General features: G+C 71.6%; 14 protein-coding genes. 9 read left to right on the forward strand and 5 right to left on the reverse strand.

Annotation, left to right across the window (positions count from 1 at the left end):
- Positions 1-60 precede the first annotated feature (60 nt).
- The gene (locus ACFVFH_RS23860) at positions 61-1,746 is read left to right on the forward strand and encodes a hypothetical protein (RefSeq protein ID WP_383772064.1); all 1,686 of its coding nucleotides are present in this window, start codon (positions 61-63) and stop codon (positions 1,744-1,746) included.
- Between the two features lie 75 nt (positions 1,747-1,821).
- Here the strand turns inward: ACFVFH_RS23860 and ACFVFH_RS23865 are convergent, their stop codons facing one another.
- Positions 1,822-2,412, reverse strand: coding sequence for a lytic polysaccharide monooxygenase (locus ACFVFH_RS23865; RefSeq protein WP_383772066.1), 591 nt, complete (start codon positions 2,410-2,412; stop codon positions 1,822-1,824).
- 254 nt (positions 2,413-2,666) lie between these two features.
- Between ACFVFH_RS23865 and ACFVFH_RS23870 the strand changes: the two genes are divergently transcribed.
- The 7 genes from ACFVFH_RS23870 (at position 2,667) to ACFVFH_RS23900 (ending at position 20,747) form a co-directional block, all read left to right on the forward strand.
- A complete protein-coding gene (locus ACFVFH_RS23870) occupies positions 2,667-4,175 on the forward strand; it encodes a glutamate synthase subunit beta (RefSeq protein ID WP_383772068.1) in 1,509 nt (502 codons plus the stop codon).
- Positions 4,176-4,613: 438 nt separating this feature from the next.
- On the forward strand, positions 4,614-5,513 hold the full coding sequence (locus ACFVFH_RS23875; RefSeq protein WP_383772124.1) for a sterol desaturase family protein: 900 nt from the start codon (positions 4,614-4,616) through the stop codon (positions 5,511-5,513).
- Between the two features lie 100 nt (positions 5,514-5,613).
- Positions 5,614-15,003 (forward strand): amino acid adenylation domain-containing protein, encoded by a 9,390-nt coding sequence (locus tag ACFVFH_RS23880; RefSeq protein ID WP_383772126.1) that lies wholly within the window; start codon positions 5,614-5,616, stop codon positions 15,001-15,003.
- Complete coding sequence (locus tag ACFVFH_RS23885; protein WP_383772070.1) at positions 14,993-16,681, forward strand: phytoene desaturase family protein; 1,689 nt, start codon at positions 14,993-14,995, stop codon at positions 16,679-16,681. The genes ACFVFH_RS23880 and ACFVFH_RS23885 overlap by 11 nt, the downstream gene beginning before the upstream one ends.
- Before the next feature lie 20 nt (positions 16,682-16,701).
- Positions 16,702-18,426, forward strand: a complete 1,725-nt coding sequence (locus ACFVFH_RS23890; protein ID WP_383772072.1) for a phytoene desaturase family protein — start codon at positions 16,702-16,704, stop codon at positions 18,424-18,426.
- Entirely contained in the window at positions 18,423-19,478 is a 1,056-nt protein-coding gene (locus ACFVFH_RS23895; RefSeq protein WP_383772074.1) for an MDR family NADP-dependent oxidoreductase, read from the forward strand. The genes ACFVFH_RS23890 and ACFVFH_RS23895 overlap by 4 nt, the downstream gene beginning before the upstream one ends.
- Before the next feature lie 108 nt (positions 19,479-19,586).
- Positions 19,587-20,747: a cytochrome P450 gene (locus tag ACFVFH_RS23900; protein WP_383772128.1), complete on the forward strand. Its 1,161-nt coding sequence runs from the start codon at positions 19,587-19,589 to the stop codon at positions 20,745-20,747.
- Between the two features lie 25 nt (positions 20,748-20,772).
- Here the strand turns inward: ACFVFH_RS23900 and ACFVFH_RS23905 are convergent, their stop codons facing one another.
- The 4 genes from ACFVFH_RS23905 to ACFVFH_RS23920 form a co-directional block, all read right to left on the reverse strand.
- Entirely contained in the window at positions 20,773-21,624 is an 852-nt protein-coding gene (locus ACFVFH_RS23905; RefSeq protein WP_383772076.1) for an NmrA/HSCARG family protein, read from the reverse strand.
- A 126-nt stretch (positions 21,625-21,750) separates the two neighbouring features.
- A complete protein-coding gene (locus ACFVFH_RS23910) occupies positions 21,751-22,959 on the reverse strand; it encodes an MFS transporter (RefSeq protein ID WP_383772130.1) in 1,209 nt (402 codons plus the stop codon).
- Positions 22,960-23,044: 85 nt separating this feature from the next.
- Positions 23,045-23,518, reverse strand: coding sequence for a hypothetical protein (locus tag ACFVFH_RS23915; RefSeq protein WP_383772078.1), 474 nt, complete (start codon positions 23,516-23,518; stop codon positions 23,045-23,047).
- 525 nt (positions 23,519-24,043) lie between these two features.
- The gene (locus ACFVFH_RS23920) at positions 24,044-24,649 is read right to left on the reverse strand and encodes a TetR/AcrR family transcriptional regulator (RefSeq protein ID WP_383772080.1); all 606 of its coding nucleotides are present in this window, start codon (positions 24,647-24,649) and stop codon (positions 24,044-24,046) included.
- A gap of 168 nt (positions 24,650-24,817) precedes the next feature.
- On the opposite strand from ACFVFH_RS23920, the gene ACFVFH_RS23925 reads away from it, so the two are divergent.
- Positions 24,818-26,233: a purine-cytosine permease family protein gene (locus tag ACFVFH_RS23925; protein WP_383772082.1), complete on the forward strand. Its 1,416-nt coding sequence runs from the start codon at positions 24,818-24,820 to the stop codon at positions 26,231-26,233.
- Positions 26,234-26,252: the final 19 nt, after the last annotated feature.

A 26,252-nucleotide genomic window follows, 5' to 3' on the forward strand; every position in this document is an offset into this window, starting at 1 on the left:
TCGCCCCCCCCCGCACAGCATTCGTGACCTCCACCATCGACAGCGAGAGGACGAACCACCATGACCCGTACCTCCACCGACACCGCGCCGGGCTCCGGACGCCCGCCCCGCGACCGGCCGGACCCACGACGGCGCCGCTCCCGCCCCCGCGTTCCGGCGCTCGCGCTCGCGCCGGTCCTGGCGCTGTCCCTGGTCGTGGGTCTTCCCCCGTCCGCCCCCGCCGCGACGCACACCCTCTCCGTCACCTCCCCGAGCCTGGTCTTCCAACGGGGCAGCGGCGCGGTGGAGTTCGGCTCGTCGGCCGCCTCGGTCTCCTGGACGGTCGGTGACGAGCAGGGCACCCGGGTGCGCGGCGGCACCAGTTGGCTGTCCGGCGGGAAGGCCACCATTCCCGTCGCCGACCTCGCCCCCGGCTACTACACCCTCTCGCTGCACGCGGGCTCCGCCACCGATCCGACCGACCTGCGCACCTCGTTCGCCGTCATCGAACCGGTGCCGGACAGTACGGTCGGCCCGGCCTCGCCGTTCGGCGCCGCCGTGCACATCGGCCGTGCGGGCTGGGGACCGGACGTGCTGGACGAGGCGCGGAAGGCAGGCATCGCGCACATCCGCGAGGACGCCTGGTGGGACCGGTTCGAGACCGCGAAGGGCAGCTACACCTTCCCGGCCGCGTTCTCCGCCGAGATGGCGCACGCCCGGGCGCTGGGCCTCACCCCGCTGGTCATCGCGAACGGAGCCAACCGCCTGTACGACAAGGGCCGCACGCCGAGCAGCCCCGAGGGCGTCGCCGCCTTCGGCGCGTTCGCCGGGGCGCTCCTGAAGCACTACGGCCTGAGCGATGTCGAGGTGCTCAACGAGTACAACGCGGGCACCTTCAACAACAGCGCCTGCGGCCGGAGCGCCGCGTGTTACCTGGACGTGCTCAAAGGAGTCGGCAAGGCGGTGAAGGCCGCGGTGCCGGGCGCCTCGGTCGTCGGCCCGGCCACCATAGGCATCGGCAACTGCGTCGGGGCGGACGGCACCAAGTGCTTCGCGCCGGACCTCATCGACCGCGGCGGGCTGAACGAGATGGACGCCTACAGTGTCCACCCCTACCGCTACCCCGGCGGACCGGAATGGCTGGGCGGCCCCGGCGACACCATCGCGGGTCTGCGGGAGCGGATCCGTGCCGCCAACGGGGGCAAGGACAGGCCGATCGTCCTCAGCGAGATGGGCTGGCCCACCGACACGGGTCACGGCACCACCGAGCGCGAGCAGGCCGACAACCTGATCCGGCTCTACGCCGTCGGCCTCGCCAACGGGGTGTCCCGGGTCTACTGGTACGACCTGGTCGACGACGGCCTCGATCCCGCCGACAAGGAACAGAACTTCGGCATGTTCCGGCAGCCCGTGACGGCCACCGCCACGAACCCGGTCGCGGTCACCGCCAACGCCCCGAAACCGGCCGCGGTCGCACAGGCCGTGGTGGCGCGGATGCTCGGCGGCAAGACGTACGCCGGGGACGACGGACCGGCCGCCCCCGCCCATTCCGTCCGCTTCACCGGCGGTGGCGGCACGACCCGTGTGGTGTGGGCGACCACCGCCCGCACCCTCACCATCTCGGCGACCGGCCCGGTCGCACTGGTCGACTCCTGGGGTCGGCGCACCGTCGAACAGCCGGTGAACGGCCGCCTCGCCCTGGAGGCCGGACCGTCCCCGGTGTTCGTCGAGGGCCCCGTCACCGGTGTCGGAGCGGCGACGCCGTAGGACGCCGGCGGAAGGATTCCCGGTGCCGGGGGCGGGACCCGCCGCCGGCACCGGGAATCCGGTACGGCACCGGGCTCAGAAGGTGACGTCCGAGCAGGTGTAGAACGCGTTGCCGGTGTCGGCGATCGTCCAGACGCCCAGGATCAGGTGCTTGCCCGACTTCTGCGGCAGGACCCCGGAGTGGGTCACGGTGGACCCCGGAAGGCGGCCGCCGAAGGGCACGGTCAGGAACGGCTGCGGCTCCAGGTCGGCCCGGGTGAGGGGCTTGGCGGGGTCGTAGCCGTCCTTGGTGATGTAGTAGCGGAAATCGGTCGTGGCGTGCCGGGCCTCGATGCGCCAGCGGAAGGTGTAGCTCTGCCCGCCGGTGACCTGCGTGGCGGGCCAGGCACCGCCGCGCGGGTCGTCGAGCTCCGAGAACCGGCCGTTGCCGCCGGCGCAGATGGTGCCGTCGACCGGGCCGCGGGCGGGGAAGCCCTTCGGACCCTCGACGCTCGGCGGCTCCCACTGGATCTGGCCGCAATTGCGGACGGTGCCGTTGCCGCAGAGCTGCTGACGGCTGACGGGCGCGTCGGTGTAGCCGTGGCCCTGGGCGCTGCCCGTGGTGACGAGCAGGGAGGCCCCGGCGATTCCGAGGCCGAGGAGTAACGAGGTGATCCTTCTGCGCATGCTGCTCTCCTGGGGAGGTGTGGGGGCGCTGCGAGACGAGTGGGGAGGGCGCGCTCCAACCCACTAGGTCTAGACCAACTTCGAGACTAGTCAGGGGGATTGGTCATGTCCATACCAGTAATGCGCCGCTGCGTAACCGGCCGGTAACCGGTCCGGCCGCCCCGATGATGCCGCCGATGCGGTGCTTTGCCGGACAAAACGGGCGTAGGCTGACTGATACGCCTGTGCACCGCGAGTGAGTGACGGAGGCGGCCATGAACGACCCGCACGGCTTCCTCGAATTCCCCCGCCGTCCCGTTCCGGCGCGCCCCGTCGAGGAACGGCTCCGCGACTGGGACGAGGTCTACGCGGGACAGGCGACGCTCCCCCTGATCTCCGAGCAGGCCGGTCGCTGCATGGACTGCGGCATCCCGTTCTGCCACAGCGGCTGCCCGCTGGGGAACCTGATCCCCGAGTGGAACACCTTCGCGAGGCACGCGGACTGGCGGGCGGCCGCCGAGCGGCTGCACGCGACGAACAACTTCCCGGAGTTCACCGGACGGCTCTGCCCGGCCCCCTGCGAGGACGCCTGTGTGCTGACCATCAACGCCGACCCGGTGACCATCAAGAACGTCGAGCAGGCCATCGCCGACCAGAGCTGGGAGCGCGGGTACGCGTCACCGCGTCCGCCCGAGCGGCTCAGCGGGAAGACCGTCGCCGTCGTCGGCTCCGGACCCGCCGGGCTGGCCGCGGCGCAGCAGCTCACGAGAATCGGCCACACCGTCGCCGTCTACGAGCGCGACGACCGCATCGGCGGACTGCTCCGCTACGGCATCCCCGCGTTCAAGATGGCCAAGTGCCACCTGGAGCGCCGCATCGGGCAGATGAGGGCGGAAGGCACCGTATTCCGCACGGGGATGGACATCGGAGGCGCCCTCGACGCAGCCGACCTCGCCGCCCGGCATGACGCGGTCGTCGTCGCGGTCGGCGCGCGGGGGCAGCGGGAACTGCCCGTCCCCGGCCGTGAACTGCGCGGCATCCACCAGGCCATGGACTACTTGACGCTGGCCAACCGGGTCACCGAGGGCGACTTCGAGACACCCGCCGTCACCGCCGAGGGAAAGCGGGTGGTGATCATCGGGGGCGGGGACACCGGTTCGGACTGCATGGGGACGGCGCTGCGCCAAGGAGCCTCCCGCGTCGTGCAGTTGGACATCAACCCGGAGCCGGGCGACACCCGGCGGGACGGCGAGCCCTGGCCCGTGTATCCGAAGGTCTACCGGATCTCCCATGCCCACGAGGAGGCCCGGGGGCGGGAGGGCGCGGACCCGCGGGTCTTCGCCTCGGCCACCCTCCGTTTCGAGGGCGACCCGGCCGGGCGGGTGCGGGCTTTGCACCTGGTGGAGGTGGAGCCCGAGGGCAGGAGGCCGCGTCCGGGGACCGAGCGGGACATCCCGGCCGATCTGGTTCTGCTGGCTCTCGGCTTCCACGGCCCCGAACGGGGCACCGGGCTGATGCGGCAGCTCGGACTCGTGCTGGACGGGCGGGGGAACTTCGCCCGGGACGACGGGTTCGGGGCCCGGACGGGGGAGCCGTGCGGACCCTCGGCGCGGACCCGGACGGACGGGATCTTCGTCGCCGGTGACGCGGGGCGCGGTCAGTCCCTCGTGGTGTGGGCCATCGCGGAGGGGCGGTCGGCCGCCGCCGCGACGGACCGCTACCTGAGCGGCTCCACGGTCCTGCCGGCCCCGATCGCACCGAGGGACCGGCCCCTGGTGGCCTGAGTACGCGTCCGTACCGCATCGGCCCGGGAGGGCGTTCGAAGGGAATCGAAAAGGATTTCCGGTATTACTAGTAATTCATATTCATGGTGAACCGGATGGCTCGGAAGGCCCCACAATTCCCGCCAGGCCCGCGGCGGAGTCGCACTACGAGGCTTGAATTCGACGGTTGGGTCCGTCGATCGGGGAAAAATAAGAAGGGCGGGCCACGGCGACGGCACTCGGGTCCGCGGGGTCCATCAGACGGCCCGTTTCACACTCCAGCCCACATTCTCCGCGCGCGACAGGCACGAACGGTGCGCCGGTCGCGTGTGTCCGCAGACAGTATTCAGTTCCTCCTTCACGGTCCGTGCACCCTTCTGTGCACCGCTCCGTGCTGGTTCCTTCGTAAAGGTGCTGTGAGTGGAAAGTTGTGAACCGCTGCCCGGCGGTGATCCGGAGGTGGATTCCGGTCGGGCCCGGGGGGAGAGCGCGCAGAGATCCGCGCGCGCCGTTCTGTGTGTCACGGCCTACCCGTTCCTGCTGGCGAGCACGGTTTCGGTGGCCGCCGTGGCGTTGTGCCTCGACTGGAATCCCGACCGGGTGAGTCCGCTCTTCCTGCTCGGCGTCATTTCCTATCTGACCGCGCTCGAACGCCTGATCCCGCACCGGCGGTCCTGGCACCCGAATGCCGGTGAATGGCGTTGGTACGGCGTCTACTTCCTGCTGACGATGGTGGCCAGCGCCTTCGCGCAGTACGTGGTTTCCGCGGTCGTCTCCGTGCTGTCGCCGCACGAACCGGCGCTCAACCTCTGGGCGGAGATGCCGGCCGCGCTGCTGACGGGTTCCCTGGCCAGTTATCTGGTGCACCGGCTCGGTCACACCAACGCGTTGCTGTGGCGAGTGCACGGAGTGCACCATGTGCCGGAAAAGGTGAACGTCGCCAACAACGGCGTCAATCACGTCCTCGACATCGTTCTCGCGCAGGGAACCGTTCAACTGGCCCTGTCGCTGGTCGGTTTCTCGCGTGACTCGGTGTTCGTCGTGGGCCTCTTCGTCGCCGCCCAGGGATATTTCGTCCACGCCAACATCGACGTGCGCATCGGCCGGTTCAACCATGTGCTCGCCAGCCCCGAACAGCACCGTCTGCACCACAGCACCGATCTGTCCGAGGCCGGCCACTACGGCTCGGACCTGTCGATCTGGGACCACTTCTTCGGCAGTTACACCTGGCGGCCCGGCCGCGAACCGGTCGCGGTCGGTCTCGGTGACCCCGCGTCCTTCCCCCGCACCGGGGAGATCGTTTCCAGCCTTCTTCACCCCTTGCGCCGTGCGAAGGGGCCCGGGACCGGTTCTGCCTGAACTGCCCTTTCCATGCCGTGCCGCGGCGCCACGATCTAGGAGTACAGCCTTGCCCGACGTGAACAGTGCCTCTGTGAGCGACAAAGTAGCGATCATCGGCATGGGGTGCCGACTGCCCGGCGGTGCGTCGGACCATCGCACGTACTGGCAGAATCTCATGGAGGGCAAGGACTGCATCACACCGACACCGGCCGATCGCTACGACGTCGGCAGTCTGGGCAGCAGAGACAAGGAGAAACCCGGACGCCTGATCGGCGGCCGCGGCGGATACATCGACGGTTTCGACGAGTTCGACCCCGCCTTCTTCGGCATCAGCCCGCGCGAGGCCGACCACATGGACCCGCAGCAGCGCAAACTGCTCGAAGTCGCCTGGGAGGCACTGGAGGACGGCGGACAGCGGCCCGCGGAGCTCGCGGGCAGCAACACCGCGGTCTTCGTCGGCGCGTTCACGCTGGACTACAAGATCCTGCAATTCTCCGACCTGGGCTTCTCGTCGCTCGCCTCCCACACCGCCACCGGCACGATGATGACGATGGTCTCGAACCGTCTCTCGTACTGCTTCGACTTCCGCGGACCGAGCCTCTCGATCGACACCGCGTGCAGTTCCTCCCTGGTGGCGGTGCACCTCGCCTGCCAGAGCCTCCAGAACCGGGAGACCGACCTCGCGCTGGCCGGCGGTGTACTGCTGCACATGGCGCCGCAGTACACCATCGCCGAGACCAAGGGTGGATTCCTCTCGCCCGACGGCCGTTCGCGCGCCTTCGACGCCTCGGCCAACGGCTACGTACGGGCCGAGGGCGTCGGCCTGGTCGCGCTCAAGCGGCTGGACGACGCCCTGCGCGACGGCGACCCCATCCACGCGGTGATCCTCGGCGCGGGGGTCAACCAGGACGGCCGCACCAACGGCATCACCGTCCCCAACGCGGACGCCCAGGTCTCCCTCATCCGACGCGTCTGCGGCGAAGCCGGCATCACGCCCGGCGACCTCCAGTACGTGGAGGCGCACGGCACCTCCACCCCTGTCGGCGACCCGATCGAGGCGAACGCGCTGAGCCGGGCGCTCTCCGTGGGCCGCCGGCCGGACGCGCCCTGCTACGTGGGCTCCGTCAAGACCAACATCGGGCACACCGAAGCGGCCGCGGGCATCGCCGGACTGATCAAGACCGTGCTCTGCCTCGAACACCGCCTCATCCCGCCCCACATCAACCTGGAACAGCTCAACGCCGCCATCGACCAGGACACCGCCCCGTACCGCATCCCCACCGAGCCGACCGCATGGCCCGACCACGAGGGGCCCGCACGGGCCGGGGTGAACTCGTTCGGATTCGGCGGCACCAACGCGCACATCGTGCTGGAGCAGGCACCGCCCAGAAAGGACCCACCGGCCGCCCCCGCCGAACGGGCCTGGAACCTCCTCCCGTTGACCGCCCGCACCCCCGAGGCGCTGCCGGAGCTGGCGGCCGGCATCCGCCGCGAACTGGCCGGGGCCGACGGCCCCGGGGTGTCGCTGCCCGACCTCGGCCACACACTGGCCCACCGCCGCCAGCACCTGGAGTCCCGGCTCTCCGTCGTCTACTCCTCACGGTCCGGACTGGACGAGGCGCTCGCCGCCTTCCTGCGCGACGAACCGCACCCCGGAGTCGTCCAGGGCAGACAGCTCGAACCCGGACAACGCGGCCTGGTCTGGGTCTTCACCGGCATGGGCCCGCAGTGGTGGGGGATGGGCCGTCAGCTGCTGGAGGGCGACGAGGTGTTCCGGGAGGCGGTCACCCGCTGCGACCGGGCCATCCGCGCCATCGCGGGCTGGTCCCTGATCGAGGAGATGCGGGCCGACGAGGCCGGGTCGCGCATGGACGAGACCTGGCTCGCCCAGCCGGCCAACTTCGCCGTCCAGGTCGGCCTCGCGGCGATGTGGCGCCACTACGGCGTGCGGCCCGACGCCGTGGTCGGCCACAGCACCGGGGAGATCGCCGCCTTCTACGAGGCGGGGGTCTACACCCTGGAGGACGCGGTGAAGGTGGTGGTGCACCGCAGCCGCCTCCAGCAGAAGCTGACCGGCACCGGCACCATGCTCGCCGTGAGCCTGACCGAGGAGGAGGCACAGTCCCGGGTGGCCGCGTTCGGGGACCGGATCTCCGTCGCCGCGGTCAACAGCCCCTCCGCGGTCACCCTGGCCGGGGACCGCGACGCCCTGGCCGAGCTGGCGGAGAGCCTCCACGCCGAGCAGGTCTTCGCCAAGTTCCTCGCCGTGCAGGTGCCTTACCACAGCGCGGGCATGGAGGCGATCAAGGAGGAGCTGCTCACCTCACTGGCCGGGCTCGATCCCCGGCCGGCCACGGTCCCCCTCCACCTGACCGGGCAGGACGGCACGGCGCACGGCAGCGAGCTGGACGCGGACTACTGGTGGCGGAACGTCCGCGACCGGGTCCGGTTCCGCTCGGCCGTCGACCGGCTCGCCGACGACGGGTACGGGCTCTTCCTGGAGATCGGTCCGCACCCGGTCCTGGGCCACTCCATCCGGGAATGCCTCGAAGGCCGCGAGACCCCCGTCCGGACCCTCCCGTCGATCCGCCGCCAGGAGAACGAACCCGAGCGCTTCGCCGCCTCGCTGGCGGAACTGCACAACCTCGGCGTCCCCGTCGACTGGGGCACCCTGCACCCGGCGGGCAGACCGGTGGCCCTGCCCCGCTACCCGTGGCGGCGCGACCGCCACTGGACGGAGCCCGCGTCCGTCGCCCAGGTGCGTCTCGGCCGCACCGACCACCCGCTGCTGGGCCGCCGTACCGACGACACCGAGCCGACCTGGCACGCCACGCTGGACACCGAACGGCTGCCCTACCTCGACGACCACCGCATCCAGTCCACGGTGGTCTTCCCGGCCGCGGGCTACCTGGAGATGGCCACGCAGGCCGTCCGCACCCTCACCGGCGGCACCCATGTGGTGCTGACCGACATCGAATTCCGCAAGGCACTCTTCCTGCCCGAGGGCGAGGACCGGGCGGTACGCCTGACCCTCTCCTCGCAGAACGCCGCGTTCACCATCGCCTCGGCCGGACAGGACGAGGGCAGCCGCGCGGTGCACGCGAACGGCGTGGTGCGCTCGGGGCAGCCCCGCCCGGCCGGGCCGCCCACCGACGTCGAAGCCCTCCGGGCGGGCACCCGGCGGCGGCTGGACGCCGAGGACTGCTACGCGGCCCTCGCCGCCCTCGGCTACCACTACGGGCCCGCGTTCCGGGCCATCGAAGAGGTGTGGATCGGCACCGGAGAGGTCCTCGCCCGCCTCCGGCCGCCCTCGGCGATCGGCGACGACGCGGCCGGACACCACATCCACCCCGTACTGCTCGACGCCTGCTTCCAGTCGCTGCTGGCGACCCAGCTGCCCGACACCGGAGCGGACGCCCGGGGCGCGGGCGAACCGGAACCGCAGGGATCCGGGATCCGGCTGCCCCTGTCGATCGAGGAGCTGTGCCTCGCCCCGGTGGGGGACCGGCCCATCTGGGTCCACGCGACGGTGACCCGCGGCGGCACCGACGAACTCGTCGGGGACATGGCCGTCTACGGGGACGGCGGAGAGCCCCTCGGCGGCATCCACGGCTTCCGCGCGGCCGACGTGGAGAAGGCGTCCACGGCGGTCGGCCTCGGCACGATCGACTCCTGGCTGGCCGAGACCGCGTGGATCGACGCGCCGTCCGCCACCCAGGAGGACGGGACAGGCCCCGACAGCCCCGCGGCCACCGGCGGTGACTGGCTGGTGTTCGCGGACCGCCAGGGCGTCGGCGACGCCCTGAGCGCCCTGCTCTCCGAGCGCGGCGAACGCTGCCGCCTGGTGCGCCCCGGCGACACCTACCGAAGAAGCCGCGAAGGCGGCGAGTTCACCGTCGACCCGGAGTCCGACGCGGACCTGGAGCGGCTCTTCACCGACCTGGACGAGGACGGTGCCGGGGGACCCGTCGGCACCGTCGTGCACCTGTGGAACCTCGGGCTGCCCCACCTCGCCGACGCCACGCCGCAGGACCTCGTACGGCACAGCGGCACCGGCGCCTACTCGCTGATCGCGCTCGCCCGGACGCTGCTCCGCCGCGAGGCGGCCGGCCGGCTGCACATCGTGACCCGCGGCGCGCAGCACACCGGCCCCGACGACACGGTCGAGCCACTGGGAGCGCCCGCCTGGGGAGTCGGCCGGGTGCTCCGGCACCAGGAACTGCTCTCCCACCCCGGCAAGCTGATCGACCTGGCCCCCGGCGCGCCGAGCGGCGAGGAGTGCCGGGACGAGGCCCGCGCGCTGCTGCGCGAACTGCTGACCGACGACGAGGAGGAGATCGCGCTGCGCGGCGGGGCCCGCCTCACCAGCCGGATCCGGCAGGCCGAGCAGCTGACCCACCCCCTCCCGCTGAGCCTGCGCACCGATGCGAACTACCTGGTCACCGGCGCCTTCGGCGCACTCGGCCGGCTGCTCTGCCGCACGCTCGTCCGACGCGGGGCGCGCAGCCTGATCCTGGTCGGACGCACCGCGCTGCCCGAGCGCTCCACCTGGCGGGACCTGGACCCCGACACCGCCGAGGGCCGTGCCACCGCCTACGTCAAGGAGCTGGAGGCGCTCGGGGCGAGAGTGGTCCTGGCGCCGCTCGACATCACCGACGAGGCCGCGCTCACCTCCTGGCTGGAGACGCACCGGAGCACCGACCCGCTGCCCGTGCGCGGTGTGTTCCATCTCGCCGGACAGGTCCGCGACACCCTCGTCGAGGACATGGACCGCCGTACGTTCGCGGACGCCCACGATCCCAAGGCCGTCGGCGCGTATCTGCTGCACCGCCACCTCCGGGACGAACCGCTGGACCACTTCGTCCTCTTCGCCTCGATCGCCTCGCTGCTCACCACGGCGGGCCAGACCAACTACGCCGCCGGGAACGCCTTCCTGGACGCACTGGCCCAGCACCGCCGGGCACACGGACTGCCGGGGCTGAGCGTGGACTGGGGCCCGTGGGCCACCGGCATGATCGAGGAGCTGGGACTCGTCGACCACTACCTCCACCACCGGGGGATGAGCTCACTCGCACCGGACGTCGGCATGGCCGTGCTGGAACGCGTCATCGGCCAGGACCGTGCCCAGCTGCTCGTCGCCACCGTCGTCGACTGGCCGGTGTTCCTGGCCTGGTACGCCTCGCCGCCCGCACTGGTGACGGAGCTGGCCGCGGCGGCACCCGCCGGAACGCCCACCGGCCCGGGGGAGGGCGTCCTGGACGTCTTCCGCCACGCGGACCAGGCCGAACGCCTGTCCCTGGTGACCGGGCGGTTCATCGCGCTGACCGCCTCCGTGCTGCGGACCGGCCCCGAGCGGATCGATCCACACGCGGGGCTCAACGCGCTGGGACTCGACTCGCTCCTGGCGATGGAGCTGCGCGCCCGGATCAGCTCCGAGCTGGGCGTCGCCCCGCCCGTGGTGGCGCTGCTGAGCGGCACTCCCGTGGTCGAGCTGATCACCCAGCTCCACGACGCGCTGGAGGAACTGGTCGCCCATGAGGCCGCGGGCGCCGACGCCGCGGCGGTCGAGGTGTTCGAGGACGAACTCCGCCATCCGCTGACGCAGAACCAGAAGGCCCTGTGGTTCCTCAGGCAGCTCAACCCCGAGGGCTACGCGTACAACATCGGCGGCGCGGTCGAGGTCCGGGTCGCACTCGACCCGGAGCTCATGTTCGAGGCCGTGCGCTGCCTGGTGGCACGCCACCCCGCGCTGCGGACCAACTTCCTCACGGTGGACGGCGTCCCGATGCAGCAGGTGTCGCCCGAGGCCGTCGCCGACGTCGCCCTGTTCGACGTGCGCGACCAGGAGTGGGAGGACATCCACCGCACGATCGTCGCCGAGTACCGCAAGCCCTACGACCTGGAACACGACCCGCTGTTCCGCTTCCGCCTCTTCAAGCGCGCCGACGACCGCTGGGTGATCATGAAGGCGGTGCACCACATCGTCTCCGACGCGATCTCGACGTTCACCTTCATCGAGGAGCTCCTGGCGGTGTACGAGGGGCTGCGCCAGGGCCACGCGCCCTCACTGCCCCCGGTCACCGCCCGCTATCTGGACTTCCTCAACGCACAGAACCGCTTCCTCGCCGGACCCGCCGCGTCCCGCATGCTCGACTACTGGCGCTCGCACCTGCCGGCCGAGGTCCCGACCCTGGAACTGCCTGTCGACAAGCCCCGGCCCGCCGTGCAGACGCACAACGGCGCCTCCGAGTTCTTCGTCCTTGACACCGAACTCACCTCCCGGGTGCACGCCCTGGCCCGTGAGCACGACGTGACGCCGTTCATGGTGCTGCTGAGCGCCTACTACCTGCTGCTCCAGCGCTACTCGGGCCAGGACCAGGTCGTCGTGGGCAGCCCGGTGACCGGCCGTACCGAGCAGGACTTCGCCTCCGTCTACGGGTACTTCGTCAACCCGCTCCCGCTGCACGCGGACCTCTCCGGCGACCCCTCGGTCGCCCGGCTGCTGCAACAGGTCCGTACCACCGTGCTGGGCGGTCTGGACAACCAGGAGTACCCGTTCGTCCTGCTGGTCGACGAGCTGGGGCTCCAGCACGACCCCAGCCGCTCCGCGGTGTTCCAGGCCATGTTCATCCTGCTCACCCACAAGGTCGCCACCGAGAAGTACGGCTACCGGCTCCAGTACATCGAACTCCCCGAGGAAGAGGGGCAGTTCGATGTGACACTCTCGGTCTACGAGGACGAGGCGGAGGGCCGTTTCCACTGCGTCCTCAAATACAACACGGACCTGTTCCTGCCGGAGACCGTGCGGCGGATGGCATCGCACTACACCGCGCTGCTCGACAGCATGACCCGCGCCCCGGCCGACCGGCCCGCCTCCCGGCTGGAGATGCTGGACGCCCAGGAGCGCGAACGGCTGGTCGGCGAGTGGAGCGGCGCCGGGCGCACCGCACTGCCCGCCGGAACGGGCGAGGACGGGGCGGAGGCGTTCCGTCCGGTGCACCGGCTGATCAGTGAGCAGGCCGCCCGTCGCCCGGACGCCGTGGCCGTCACGGTCCCGGCGCTCCACGAGCCCGCCCACCGGATGACGTACGCGGAACTGGACCGCAGGTCGGAGGAGTCGGCCCGGCACCTGCGCGCACTCGGGGTCGGTGCGGGGTCGGTGGTGGCGCTCTGCCTGGAGAAGTCACCGGACCTCGTCGTCGCACTGCTCGCGGTACTCAAGGCGGGCGGCGCCTACCTCCCGATCCCGGCCGACCACCCGGCCGACCGGGTCGCGCACACGGTGCGGACCGCCGGAGCCACCCTCGTCGTCGCCGAGGACGACGCCTGCCGCGAGCGGCTGGCCGGGCTGCCGGAGCGGACGCTGACCCTGCGGGAACTGCGCGGGGCCGTGCCCGCGACGGACGACCCGGGCGAGGCCGGCGACGGCGCCGCGGAGGCCGGTCCGGACTCGACCGCGTACATCATCCACACCTCCGGCTCGACCGGTCTCCCCAAGGCCGTGCGGGTCAGCCACCGCAACCTGGCCTCGGCCTACGGCGCCTGGCTCCAGGAGTACCGGCTGGACCGTGACGTCCGGGTGCACCTCCAGATGGCCGCCCCCTCGTTCGACGTGTTCACCGGGGACGTGGTGCGCGCGCTCTGCTCGGGCGGCAGCCTGGTGCTGGCCGACCGCGATCTGCTCTTCGACACCGAGCGGCTGTACACCACGATGCGCCAGGAGCGGGTCGACTGCGCGGAGTTCGTGCCCGCCGTCGTACGCGGTCTCATGGACCACTGCGAACGGCGCGGCCACCGGCTGGACTTCATGCGCCTGCTGGTCGTCGGCTCCGACGTCTGGAAGGCGGGGGAGTACCGGAGGCTGCACGAGCTGTGCGGACCGGGCACCCGTCTGATCAACTCCTACGGGGTCACCGAGGCGACCATCGACAGCGCCTGCTTCGAAGGACCCCTCGACGACCTGGAACCCGGACGGACGGTGCCGATCGGGCGGCCCCTGAGCAACAGCACGCTCCATGTGCTCGACCGGCACGGCGAACCGGTGCCACCCGGTGTGCCCGGCGAGCTGTGGATCGGCGGCGACGGCGTGGCACTCGGCTACGCGGGCGACCCCGAGCTGACGGACCGGCGCTTCGTGACCCGGACCCTGAGCCGGGCACCGGGCGCGCTCCCCGTACGCCTCTACCGCAGCGGCGACGCGGCGCGCTGGGACGCGGAGGGCCGGGTCCATCTGCTGGGCCGGGCCGACAGCCAGATCAAGCTCCGGGGCCACCGGATCGAGCTCGGCGACATCGAGGCCCACCTCGCCCAGTGGCCCGAGCTGGCTCGCGCCGTCGTCACGGTGCGCCCCGACGCCGGGGGCGAGGAGGTGCTCTGCGCCTACTGCGTACCGGCCGAGGGAGCGGCGCTGGACCGGCGCGCGCTGCGCCGGCACCTCGCGGACCGGCTGCCCGGGTACATGGTCCCCGCGCACTTCGTCACCGTGCCGGAACTGCCCCTGACCGCCAACGGCAAGGTCGACCCCACCGCCCTCCCGGTGCCCCGGTTCGACGCGGACGACGAGCCCGAGGAGAAGCCGAGCACACCGTTCGAAGTGAGCATGGCCCGGCACTGGAAGGAACTCCTCGGCCTGGAACGGGTCGGCCTGACCCACGAGTTCTTCGAGGTCGGCGGCAGCTCCATCAAACTGATCGAGCTGATCCACCGGCTCCGCAAGGAGTACGGCGTCGGCATCCCCGTCAGCCTGCTGTACCGGGTGACGACACTGCACGGAATGGCCGCCACGCTGGAGCGCCTCGCCACCGGATCGGTCTCCGACGACCTGCCCTGCCTCAGCTTCAACAGCGACCGGGAGCGGACCGTGTTCTGCTTCCCACCGGCCGGCGGCCACGGACTCGTCTACCGGCAGTTCGCCGCCACCCTGCCCGAGTACCGGCTCATCGCGTTCAACTACGTGCCCGGCGCGGACAAGGTGGCCCGGTACGCCGACCTCGTCGAGTCGCACCGGCCCGACGGCAGGTGCCTGCTGCTCGGCTACTCGCTCGGCGGCAACCTCGCCTTCGAGGTGGCCAAGGAGCTCGAAGGCCGGGGACGGGACGTCGCCCATGTGATCGTGCTGGACTCGCACCGCATCCTCGAACCGTATGTGCCCGGCCCCGAGCACATCGAGTTCTTCGAGGCGGAGCTGGCCGAGCACCTGCGCAAGCACACCGGATCGGACGCCGTCGCCCGCGAGACCCTGGACCACGCCGCGGAGTACCTGGCCTTCTGCGGCCGCACCCCGAACCTCGGGACGGTCTCCGCGACCGTCAGCGTCATCACCGACGAGGACAAGACGGCGCTGTACGCCGCGGACGCGCGCGGCACCTGGCACGGCAGCTCGACCGTCGCGACGGCCGTGCTCTGCGGCTCCGGGATCCACGCCGACATGCTCGACCCCAAGCACGCGGCACGCAACGCCGAGCTGGTGCGCGGCATCCTCCAGGAGGGCGGCGCCGGTGTCCGGTGAGACGGAGGACGAGTGGAGTTCCCCCGACGGCGCGGGCGACGGCGGCCCCCGGGTCATCGTGATCGGCGCGGGCGTCGCGGGAATGTCCACCGGGTGCTACGCGCAGATGAACGGGATGCGCTCCCGCATCTTCGAGAAGCACGTACTGCCCGGCGGCTGCTGCACGGCCTGGTCGCGCGAAGGCTATGTCTTCGACTACTGCATCGAGTGGCTGATCGGAACCGCCGAGGGCAACGAGGCCCACCAGGTCTGGCGAGAGCTGGGCGCGCTCGACGGCAAGACCATCACCAACTTCGAGATGTTCAACCGGGTCGTCGACGAGACCGGCCGCTCCGTGACCTTCTACAACGACCCGGACCGGCTGGAACGCCATCTGCTCGACCTCTCGCCCGCCGACGCCCGGCTGATCCGGACCTTCTGCCGGGACCTGCGCCGGTTCGTCGACATCGAGCTGTACCCCTTCCTGACGGCCCCCGCCCTGCGGACCGTACGGGAGAGAGCGGCGCTCCTGCGCACCGTCCTGCCCGCCTTCCGGCTGTTCTGGCGCACGGCCTCGACACCCATGCACGCGTTCGCCGACCGGTTCCAGGACCCGTTGCTCCGCAGGGCGTTCCGCAACATCTTCTTCCAGGACCCGGAGGGCTTCCCGCTCCTGCCGTACCTGTTCAACATGGCCGGCGCCCATCACCTCAACGCCGGTTTCCCCCAGGGCGGTTCACTGGGCCTGGCCCGGTCGATCGAGGAACGGTACACCTCGCTGGGCGGCCGGATCAGCTACCGGGCACGCGTCGAACGGATCCTGGTCGAGGACGGGCGGGCCATCGGGATCGAACTGCGCGACGGCAAGCGGTACTACGCCGACCACGTGGTCTCCGCCTGCGACGGCCACACTACGATCCACGGACTCCTGCAGGGCCGGTTCACCGGCCCCCGGATCGACAAGCTCTACGACGAACTGCTGCACCGCCCCGGCGCGCTCTTCCCCGCGGTGGTCTCCGCCTTCGTCGGGGTCCGGGGAGACCCGGACCCGGGCCCCGACCGGGCCCACAGCACCACCTATCTGCTCCCGCCCGAGGACGCCGCACGGCTGCCCGGCGCGCTCCAGAGCAGTGTGGTGGTCCAGCTCCGTTCCGACTACTCGGACGGATTCGCCCCACCCGGAAGGTCCGTCATCCACTGCACCTACTTCAGCGACTTCGCGTACTGGAAGGCGCTGCGCGCCGCCGACCGCAAGGACTACCGCGCGAAGAAGGGCCAAGTCGCCGCCTTCGTCCGGGAGTTCCTGGAACGCCGGATGCCGGGCATCGGTGAGCGCATCGAGCTCGTCGACGTCGCGTCCCCGGCGACGACCCGGCGCTACACCGGCAACCACGACGGATCCATCCTGGCCTGGAAGGCGTTCTCCGAGGCCGACGACATCGCGGCCAAGCTGGTCGGCAAGGACCGCATGCGGCTGCCCGGCCTGAGCGGCTTCTCGATGGCCGGGCAATGGGTCGGGATGGGCGGCCTGATCCGCGCCGCGTCCACCGGACGCTTCGTCGTCCAGTACCTCTGCGACGAGCTGGGACGCGGATTCACGGCGTCGGAGAGCCGGGGCACCGAGCCCTGGCACCCCGGGAAGCTGGGCCGGCTGCCCCAGCTCGACAAATGGTCCATGCGTGGTGACGTCCGCACATGAACACCGAGGAGAACAGGTCCATGCCGCGTTCCGGAAGAGAGTCGATGATCATCATCGGCGCTGGGCTGGGAGGGCTTTCCACCGGCTGCTACGCCCGGATGAACGGCTACCGGACCCATGTCCTGGAGATGCACGAACTGCCCGGCGGCTGCTGCACGGCCTGGGACCGCGGTGACTTCCGGCTGGATCCCTGCGTCAGCTGGCTCCTGGGCAGCGGCCCCGGGAACGAGATGCACCAGATCTGGCTGGAGCTGGGCGCGCTCCAGGGCAAGGAGATGCGGCACTTCGATGTGTTCAACGTGGTGCGCGGCACCTGCGGCCGGTCGGTCTACTTCTACTCCGACCCCGACCGGCTCCAGGCCCACCTCATGGAGATCTCGCCCGCCGACGCCGCGCTGATCAAGAACTTCTGCGGGCAACTGCGCGCCTTCCGCAAATGCCTCGCCGTCTATCCGTTCCTCAAGCCGGTCGGGCTGATGCCGACGAGGGAGCGCTGGCGCATGCTGGCCTCCTTCGTCCCGTACTTCAACGTCGTGCGCAAATCCATCGGCGTCCTCATGACCGACTACTCGGCACGGTTCAAGGACCCCCTGCTGCGCGAGGCGTTCAACTTCATCCTCTACGAGAAGCACCCGGCCTTCCCCGTACTGCCGTTCCACTTCCAGCTCGCCTCGCACGCCAACCTCTCCGCGGGCGTCCCCGAAGGAGGATCCCTCGGACTGGCCGAGTCCATCGAGCGGCGCTACCGCTCGCTCGGCGGCGACATCACCTACAACGCCAAGGCCGAGGAGATCCTGGTCGAGGACGACCGCGCGGTCGGGGTGCGGCTCAGCGACGGGCGCGAACTGCGCGCCGACATCATCGTCTCGGCCTGCGACGGACGCACCACGACGATGGACCTGCTGAAGGGCCGCTACCTCAACGAGGAGTACCGCCGCCTCTACACCCGCACCATCGAACAGCCCGGCATGGTCTTTCCCGGATACTTCACGCTCTTCCTCGGCCTGCGCCGCGAATTCCCCGACGCCGACCCCTGCACCACCTATCTGCTCGACGAGAAGGAAGCGGCCGGGCTGACCGGCATGCGGCACCCCAGCATCAACGTCCAGTTCCGCAACAGGCACTACCCCGAGCTCTCCCCGCCCGGGACAAGCGTCGCGTACGTCACCTACTTCTGCGACATCGCCCCCTGGCGCGCCCTGGACGAAGGCCCGGAACAGGCGACCCGGACCCGCGGCGGCCAGGAACTGCACACCCTTCCGGTACGCCACGGCCGCGGCTACTACGCGGCCAAGCGCCGGGCCCGCGAGACCCTTGTCGCGTTCCTGGAGCGGCAGCACCCCGGCATCGCCGACGCGATCGCCGTCCGCGACGTCTCCAGCCCGCTCACCCAGGTCCGCTACACGGGCAACTACGACGGCACGGTGCTCGGCTGGCAGCCCTTCGTGGAGAGCGGGGAAACGCTGGAGAAGCTCATCAAGAAGCACGGCCCCGGCCTGCCCGGACTGCGCGACTTCTACCAGTCCGGGGTCTGGGCCACCACGGGCGGTCTGATCCGCGCGGCGGCGGCCGGCCGGCATGTGATGCAGTTCGTCTGCCGCGACGACGGCCGCCCCTTCACCGCGTCCGTGGACGAGAGCGGGCCGCTCCCCACCCACCGGGTCATCGAGGTCGGGCCCCGGCCGGTGCCACGTCCCGTCGCGGAGGGCCGCCCGGCCCTCGTCGAGAGGAAGGGAACGGCATGAGGGCCAGGAAATGGGTGGTGCGCGAGCACATCGAAGGCGTCCCCGACGTCGAGCGGGTCTACGGAGAGGTCGAGGAGGACCTCGACACCGAACTGGCCCCGGACGAGATGCTGCTGAGGACGCGGTACGTGTCGGTGGACCCCTACCTCCAGGGCATCGCGCTGGACACCCCGCTCGGCGCGCACATGGGGGCCGACTCGATCATGGAAGTGCTGGAGGCGGGGCCGCACGCGGCCCACCGGCCCGGTGACCTCCTCCAGGGGTTCGGCGGCTGGCGCACCCACCTCGTCAGCAACGGCGCGGCCACCCCCTGGTGGACCGGGACGTTCCCCATGGTCTTCCCGGCCTTCCGCCGACTGGACCCCGCCTGGTACGACGACGCGCTGCCGCTCCCCACCGCGCTGAGCGCCATGGGCGGCCCCGGCATGACCGCCTGGGGCACCCTGACGAAGTTCATGTCGGTCCGGCCGGGGGACACCATGGTGATCAGCGGTGCCTCCGGTTCCGTCGGCTCGCTGGTCGGCCAGCTCGCCAAGCTCGCGGGCGCCCGGGTGGTGGGCACCACGTCGACGACGGAGAAGGCCGACTACCTCGACGAGCTGGGGTTCGACGCGGTCATCGTCTACCGCCACGGCGACAACCGCGAGGCCGTGCGGGACGCCCTCCTGTGGGCGGCGCCGGACGGCGTCGACAAGTACTTCGACAATCTGGGCGGCACCGTCACCGACGCCGTGTTCTCCATGCTCAACGTCGACAGCCAGGTGGCCGTCTGCTGGCAGTGGGCCACCCAGGTGGGCCGCGACGTCACGGGACCGAGGCTGCTGCCGCAGATCATGTTCCCCCGCGCACACGTCCGGGGCATCTTCTCGCTGGAGTGGTTCACCGAGGAGAACTGGCGCGCCCTCCACGACGAGCTCGGCGGCCTGATCCGACGGGGCGAGGTCCGCTGCGGGCACACCCTCCACCACGGCTTCGAGAACATTCCCGACGCCTACCGCAGCCTCTACCAGGGCACCGCGGGAAGCCGGGGCAAGGTCCTGGTCGAACTCTGACCCCGGCCCCGCTCCGGCCCCCGCCCGTCCAGCAGTCCACCGTATCCGCGCAAGCCAGGAGGCCCTGTGTCCTGCCCCGCCGACGCCCATGTCCGCCCCGGTCCGTCGATGCCCCCGCTCCACCGTCTGTCGTTCGACTCACCCGGACCGCCCCGGCTCGTCGAGCTGCCCGACGGGACACGGGCCTGGCAGGTGAGCCGCTACGCCGACGTCCGCAAGGTCCTGACCGACAGCAGGTTCGGACGCGCCGGGCTCCACACCCCCGACGCCCCGTCGCTGCCGGGCGAATCCGGCCTGGTGAGCAGCCTCGACCTGATCTTCAACCAGGACGGAGAGGACCATCTCCGGCTGCGCCGCACCATGCGGCGCGCCTTCACGCCGCGCGCCGTCGCCCGCTGGCGGCCCTGGATCGCGACCATCGTCGAACAGTGCCTGGACGAGTTCGTGGACAGCGCACGCCCGGCCGATCTGGTGGCCGGCTTCACCCTGCCGCTGCCGGTCGCGGTGGTCAGCAGGCTGATGGGCCTCGACGCCGCGGCCCGGGAGCGGCTGCGCCACTGGAGCCAGTACGCCTTCTCCGACGGTTCGCACCCCGAGGAGGAAATGGCCTCCGCGCTGGCGGAGTTCGCCGCGTTCGGCGCGGAGCTGCTGGCCGAGCGGAGGCGCGCGCCGGGCGACGACCTGACCAGTGTGCTGGTCACGGCGGCCGACGAGGAGGGGGGCGTGCCGGAGAGCCAACTCGTCGACCTGGTCTGCGGGCTGGTGGTGGGCGGCCATGACAGCACCATGACGATGCTCGGCAACGCGCTGCTCTACCTGCTCGGTGAACGGCCGGAGGTCTGGCCCCGCCTCGGGGCGGACGAGGAGGCCGCCGGGACGCTCGCCGAGCGCCTGCTCCATCTGATTCCGCTCGGCGACGACCGGGGGACCGCGCGCCATACCGCCGTCGACACGGAGGTCGGTGGTGTGGTGATCCCGGCGGGTTCGGTGGTGCTCGCCGAGTGCGGCACGGCCAACCGTGACCCCGAGGTGTTTCCGCCGGGGCCGTTCGAGGACCTCTTCGCACCGCTGGCCGCGCCCACCCTGTCGTTCGGCGCGGGGGCGCACTACTGCCTGGGCGCCTGGCTGGCCCGGCTCGAACTCCAGCTCGCCCTGCACCGGCTGGCCGCGCGGCTGCCCGGACTGAGCCTGGCAGAGCCCGCCGACGCGGTCGAATGGCACCTGGGCACCACCTCCCGCAGCCCGCGGCGGATCGCCGTCAGCTGGTAGTGGACCCGGTGCGCGAGGGCGGGCGTCAGGCGGGCCTCGGCCAGTCCTGGGCGTCCGCCCACGCACCGTAGGAAGTCCATGGAACGGTGGGGAACTGTTCGCGCAACGCCGACAGATCCACCTGGTAGCCGGTGCGCACGAAGAAGTTGTACATGGCGAACATGTCGGGGTCGGCGGTGCGCAGCTCCTCCAGCGACGACTGGCGGAACTCGACCGTGCCGCCCGCGGCCCGCCCGATCTCCGCGGCCATCCGGAGCGGCGTGGGATCGTCGCCCGCCACCTCGACCCGCCGTCCGATCCAGCGGTCCGGGTCGGCGACGACCGCGGCCACGACCCGGCCCAGATCCCGCCGGGCCACCTGCTGGAGCGGGGTGTCCCCGGGAATCGGCATGGTGAGGATGCCCGCGGCCACCTCGTCCAGGCCGCTCAGCGCGTTGTCGTAGAAATAGGTCGGCGCCACCACCGTCGCGGGCAGCCCCGAGGCCGCCAGCAGTTCCTCGGTCCTGGCCTTGGTCTCGAAGTGCGGGACACCGGTGTCACGGTCCGCGCCGGCCACGGAGGCCATCACCAGATGCGGCAGGGCGGCGTCCGAGGCCGCGCGTACGATCGCCTCGCCCTGGGCGACCTCGGCGTCCAGGCCGTCCTGGAAGGGGGTGGTCACGGCGAACGCGGCCGTCGTGCCCCGGAACGCTTCGGCGAGCGAGACCGCGTCGAACAGGTCCCCCGGCACGACCTCCGCCCCGGCCGCCGCCAGCGACCGGGCACGGCCGCCACCGGGATCGCGCACCACCGCCCGCACCGGATGTCCGGCTTCCAGCAGGGCGGCGACGACCGCGCCCCCCTGCCCGCCGGTCGCGCCGAGTACCGCGATGGACATGAGACCTCCCTGACCGAGCGACATGGGTCCATGCTGACCAGACCGGGCCGGAGCCGCCACCGGGAGGCGGGAACCCGGCCACCGGAGCCGGACCGTACGCGGACGGGCCGTCGGCGCGCCGTTCGGTCAAGGCGCTCGGATCCGGGAGGAAGCCGCCCGAGGGTCCTGGTCCTGGGGCAGCCTGCGCGCGGCGTACGCGCCCGCGCCCGCCGCCAGCAGTACCACGCAGCCCGTGAAGATCAGCCCGGCCGGGCGCAGTCCCAGCAGGACGGCCAGGGCGCCGACCCCGACCACCGGTACGGAGATGCCGGCGTAGGCGACGACGAAGAACGCCGAGATGGTGCCGCCGCGGTGCTGCGCCGGGGCCGCGGCGCTGATCAGGGTGAGCGCCGCGCGGAAGGCGAGCCCCTGGCCGGTGCCGCCGCACAGGGCTCCCACGACGAGCAGCGGCAGGGACTCGACGGCCAGCGACGAGGCCACCAGCAGCAGACCGGTGACGAGGACGGCGCAGCCGACCGGGAGCGCGCGGCGTGCGCCGATCCGCCGGGTCAGGGACTGCCCGGCGGTTGAGGCGAGGAACACGGAGAAGACCACGGCACCCGCGACGGCCAGGTTGTGGACCCCCAGCGTCTTCGCGGCGAAGCTCGGGGCCACGGCGGTGAACAGACCGAGCAGGGCGAATCCGGCGAAGGCCGCCAGCGAGGCGGGCAGGAAGACCGTCTTCACCTCGGGCGGAACGGTCAGGCCCTGCGGCTTCAGGGGCGGCAGACGCTGGGGATCGACGACGGTCTCGGGGAGGAGCCAGGTGATCTGGCAGGCCGCCGCCACCAGTCCCAGATGGACCCAGAACGGGAGCGTCAGCGGCCAGGGGGTGTACTGCGCGAGGATCCCGGAGAGCAGCGGCCCGCAGCCCAGGCCACCCATGTTCGCCGCGGTCGCGGCGAACCCCGCGCGTGCCCGGTGCCCCGGACTCGCCAGCTCGATCACGGCCGCCGTCGCCGCGCCGCTCAGCAGCCCGGCCGCGCAGCCGGACAGCATCCGTCCCGCGAAGAGCAGCGGCAGCCCGCCTTCCAGCAGGAAGCACACCGCGCTTGCCGCCGACAGCGCCAGGGCGCACAGGAGGACGGGGCGACGGCCGACCCGGTCGGAGTAGTTGCCCGCCACCACCAGCACCGTGATGACCGCGATCGCGTAGACGGCGAAGACCACGGTCACCATCAGCTCGGAGAACCCGATCCGCTGCTGGTAGAGCCCGTACAGCGGGGTGGGCAACGTCGTCCCGGCCATTCCGATGGCGAACACGGAGGCGGCCGCCAGATAGCCGGGGCGCCGCATTCCGCGTGCTTTCGATGTGCAGTCGCGAACGTTCACACACATCACCTCGCGGCCGGGCGCCCCGGCGTGGCCGGGTCCGGGAAGGTCAGCCCCAGAGATCGTGCGTCACGACCCGCTCCGTGTGCGCGGGGCTGCCGTCGGTGTAGACGAGGTGGAGCTGGGTGAACCGCTGCTGTTCGGGATGGGCCTGCCAGGTCTCCGGGTGGTCCAGCCGCACGACGACCGGGTAGGAGTGGAACGTACCGGCCGCGCAGTAGGGCTGACAGTCGTTCACCGCGTCGAGCGCCGTGCCCACCGCCGAGGCCGGACCCCAGTGGGACCAGTGGATGTCGACGAGCCGGTTGTTGCCGTCCCCGCAGGCGAGCAGGAAGTCGCCGGGGCGGACCTGCGGCTGTGAGGAGCAGTCCACGGCCACCGCGTGGGCCGACGGGCTGGATTGCGCGGATGCGGTCACGGACGCGGGTGCTGATCCGGCGGCGGACGCCGATAGGGGGCTCACCGCTGCGAACGCCGCGGCGGCGCCCAGCATGAACGCTGTCCTGAGCTTGCTCTTCTGCATGTCGGCTCCTCGGCTGCCTCATGTCGAGCCCACGCCGCCCCGGGCAGTCGTCGGGCGTGGCGCCCTTCTTCCAGCCGTCGTTCCTGCATCGACAATATGGCCACACCCAGTGATACACCACCCGTACGGGTGAGAACAGTGCAAAAATGGTGCGAAAGGTATTCGAGTCATCATCCGGCGCCTCCGGCCGGAGTCCGAAGGCCCGGTACGCCTCTCCGGGAGGCGCCGGCGGCTCCGGCGCGCGTCACCGGCCGGGAGCGCGTTCCGGTCCCTCCGGTGTCCGGGCGGCGCCGCCCGCGTGTCGTGCGGCCGATTCCCGCTCCGCGCGCGTGGGGCCGTCGTACGCGGGCGGAGCGGGAATCGGCCGTCCCGCTCGAACAAGGTCACCCGAAGTCCGCGGCGCTCCGGGGACAGGGCCGCGGCCGGGCCGCCCGGCCCTCCGTCGACGATCGCAATCCGGGTCGACGCGGCCCCCTCCGTACCATGTTGCGGACCCACCGCATTCCAGGGCCGGGCGTGGCGGGGTCAGTCCCGTTCGATCAGCCGACGGGCCGCCGACAGCGCCGTGCGCAGCGCGCCCGCCCGGTCGGCTCCGCGCTGGCCGAGGACGACCCGGGTGCTCAACCCGTCCAGCAGGGCCAGGAGTTCGGAGGCGCGCTCCGCGGTGTCGAGGCCGGCGGCGAAGCGGCCCTGTCGCACGCCCGCGGCGAGGAGCGCTTCGAGGTCGTCCTGCCAGCCGCGGTCGATCTCGGCCTGGGCCTGTCGCAGCGGCTCGTTCGACGCCGTGCGCGCCCACAGTTCGATCCACAGTGTCCAGCGCGGATCGCGCGGCCCGCGGGGGAGGTACAGCTCCAGGAAGAGGGCGAGTTTCCGTTCGGCGCCGGACCGGCCGGCCAGCAGCTCCCGTCGCTCCTCGGCGAGCGTGTTCTCGCTCCAGCCCAGCACCTCCAGGAGCAGCCGGTCCTTGCTGCCGAAGTAGTAGAGGATGTGGCCGCCGCTGGTGCCGAGCCGCTTGGCCAGTGCCGACATGGTGAGTGCCGCCAGGCCGTCCTCGGCGATGGCCGTCATCGCCTCCTCCAGCATGCGTTCCCGGGCCAGGTGCCCGTCGCGCCGTCGCGCCGTCGCTGCCACGCCACCCCTCCGCTCCCGATGGATCCGGTGACGACCTTAGCCGCCGATTTCGGCGGAGCTCTTGACGGGCCCCCGTTCCCACACCTTGAATGCCGTTCTAACTTCTAGAACGGCATTCAAAGTACTGTTCCGGGCTCCCGGGGCACGCACGGATGAGGGGCAGGCCGCATGACGCAGCAGGAGACGACCGCGAGGGCGCCCGGCGGGACCATGGCCACCGACCAGGTCTTCCAGGTCGAGACCCACGGCATCGACCCGATCCCCGACGCGGACCGCCACGGCGGAGCGAAGGACCTGTTCTGGCTCTGGTTCGGCTCCAACCTCACCTTCACCTACGTCATCAACGGCGCCCTGGCCGTCGCCTTCGGGCTGTCGTTCTGGCAGGCGACCGGGGTCGTCGTCCTCGGCGGGCTGGCGTTCTTCGCCATCAGCGCCGCCGGACTGAGCGGTGTCCGCACCGGCACCGCCACCCTGGTGATCTCCCGGGCCCCCTTCGGCACACGCGGCAACTGGCCCGCCGGGATGCTCAACTGGGTGGTCAGCATCGGCTACACGATCCTCAACACCGTCGTCGGCACACTCGCCCTGGAAGCCTTCCTCACCGACCTCGGCTGGGCCTCCGGCCGCACCGGGCGGGCCCTCGCCCTGCTCGTCACCCTCGCGCTGACCTTCGTCGTCGCCCTCTGGGGCCATGCCACCGTCCAGTTCGCCGAACGCTGGATCTCGTACGTCCTCGCCGTCGGATTCGCCGTGCTCCTGGTGTTCCTGCTGCCGGGCGCCGACACGGGCGGTGCGGCGGCCCACCCCGGCGCGTCCGGGTGGAGCCTGGCCTTCGTCGTGATGCTGGCCGGGCCGTTCTCCTACGTGCCGATGCCCGCCGACTACACGCGCTACCTGCCGAGGACGACCTCGATGCGCGCACTCACCTGGTACGGAGCCCTCGGCGGCTTCGTCTCCTCGGTGGCCCTGGGCGTGGCCGGGGTGGCCGCCGCCACGCAGACGGACATGACCGACGCGGTGGCGGGGACCGAGAAGCTGCTGCCGGGATGGTTCCAGCCGCTCTTCCTCGCCCTCGTCCTCGGCGGCTCGGTCACCAACTCGATCGTCACCCTCTACTCGTCGAGCCTGAACCTCCAGGTGCTCGGCGTCCCCTGGAGCCGTTCCAAGGCCATCGTCATCAGCGCGGCCGTCACCGCCGCCGGCTCCCTGTGCGCGCTCTTCCTCACCGACTTCACCAGCTCCCTGCTGTCCTTCCTCTCCCTGCTCATCATCGTGTTCGCGCCCTGGGGCGGTGTGTTCCTCGCGGACATGCTGATGCGCCGCTGCCGCTACGACGCACCGGCCCTGCACGCCGGGCCGGGCGGCGCCTACTGGTACCGGTCCGGCTACCACCCGGCCGGTATGACCGCCCTGCTCGTCGGGATGGTCTTCGCCGGGCTCACCTGCGACTCCGAACTGTGGACCGGCCCGCTGGTCGCCCCGCTGGGCGGCGCCGACCTGACCCTGCTCGGCTCCGTCGTCTCGGGGCTCGTCTACTGGCTGCTCGCCCGGCGGACCGTCGTACCGCACACCGGCCCGTCCTGACCGGACACCACCGGGGCGG

It is taken from the genome of Streptomyces sp. NPDC057697 (genome assembly GCF_042799335.1).
Classification (GTDB): domain Bacteria; phylum Actinomycetota; class Actinomycetes; order Streptomycetales; family Streptomycetaceae; genus Streptomyces.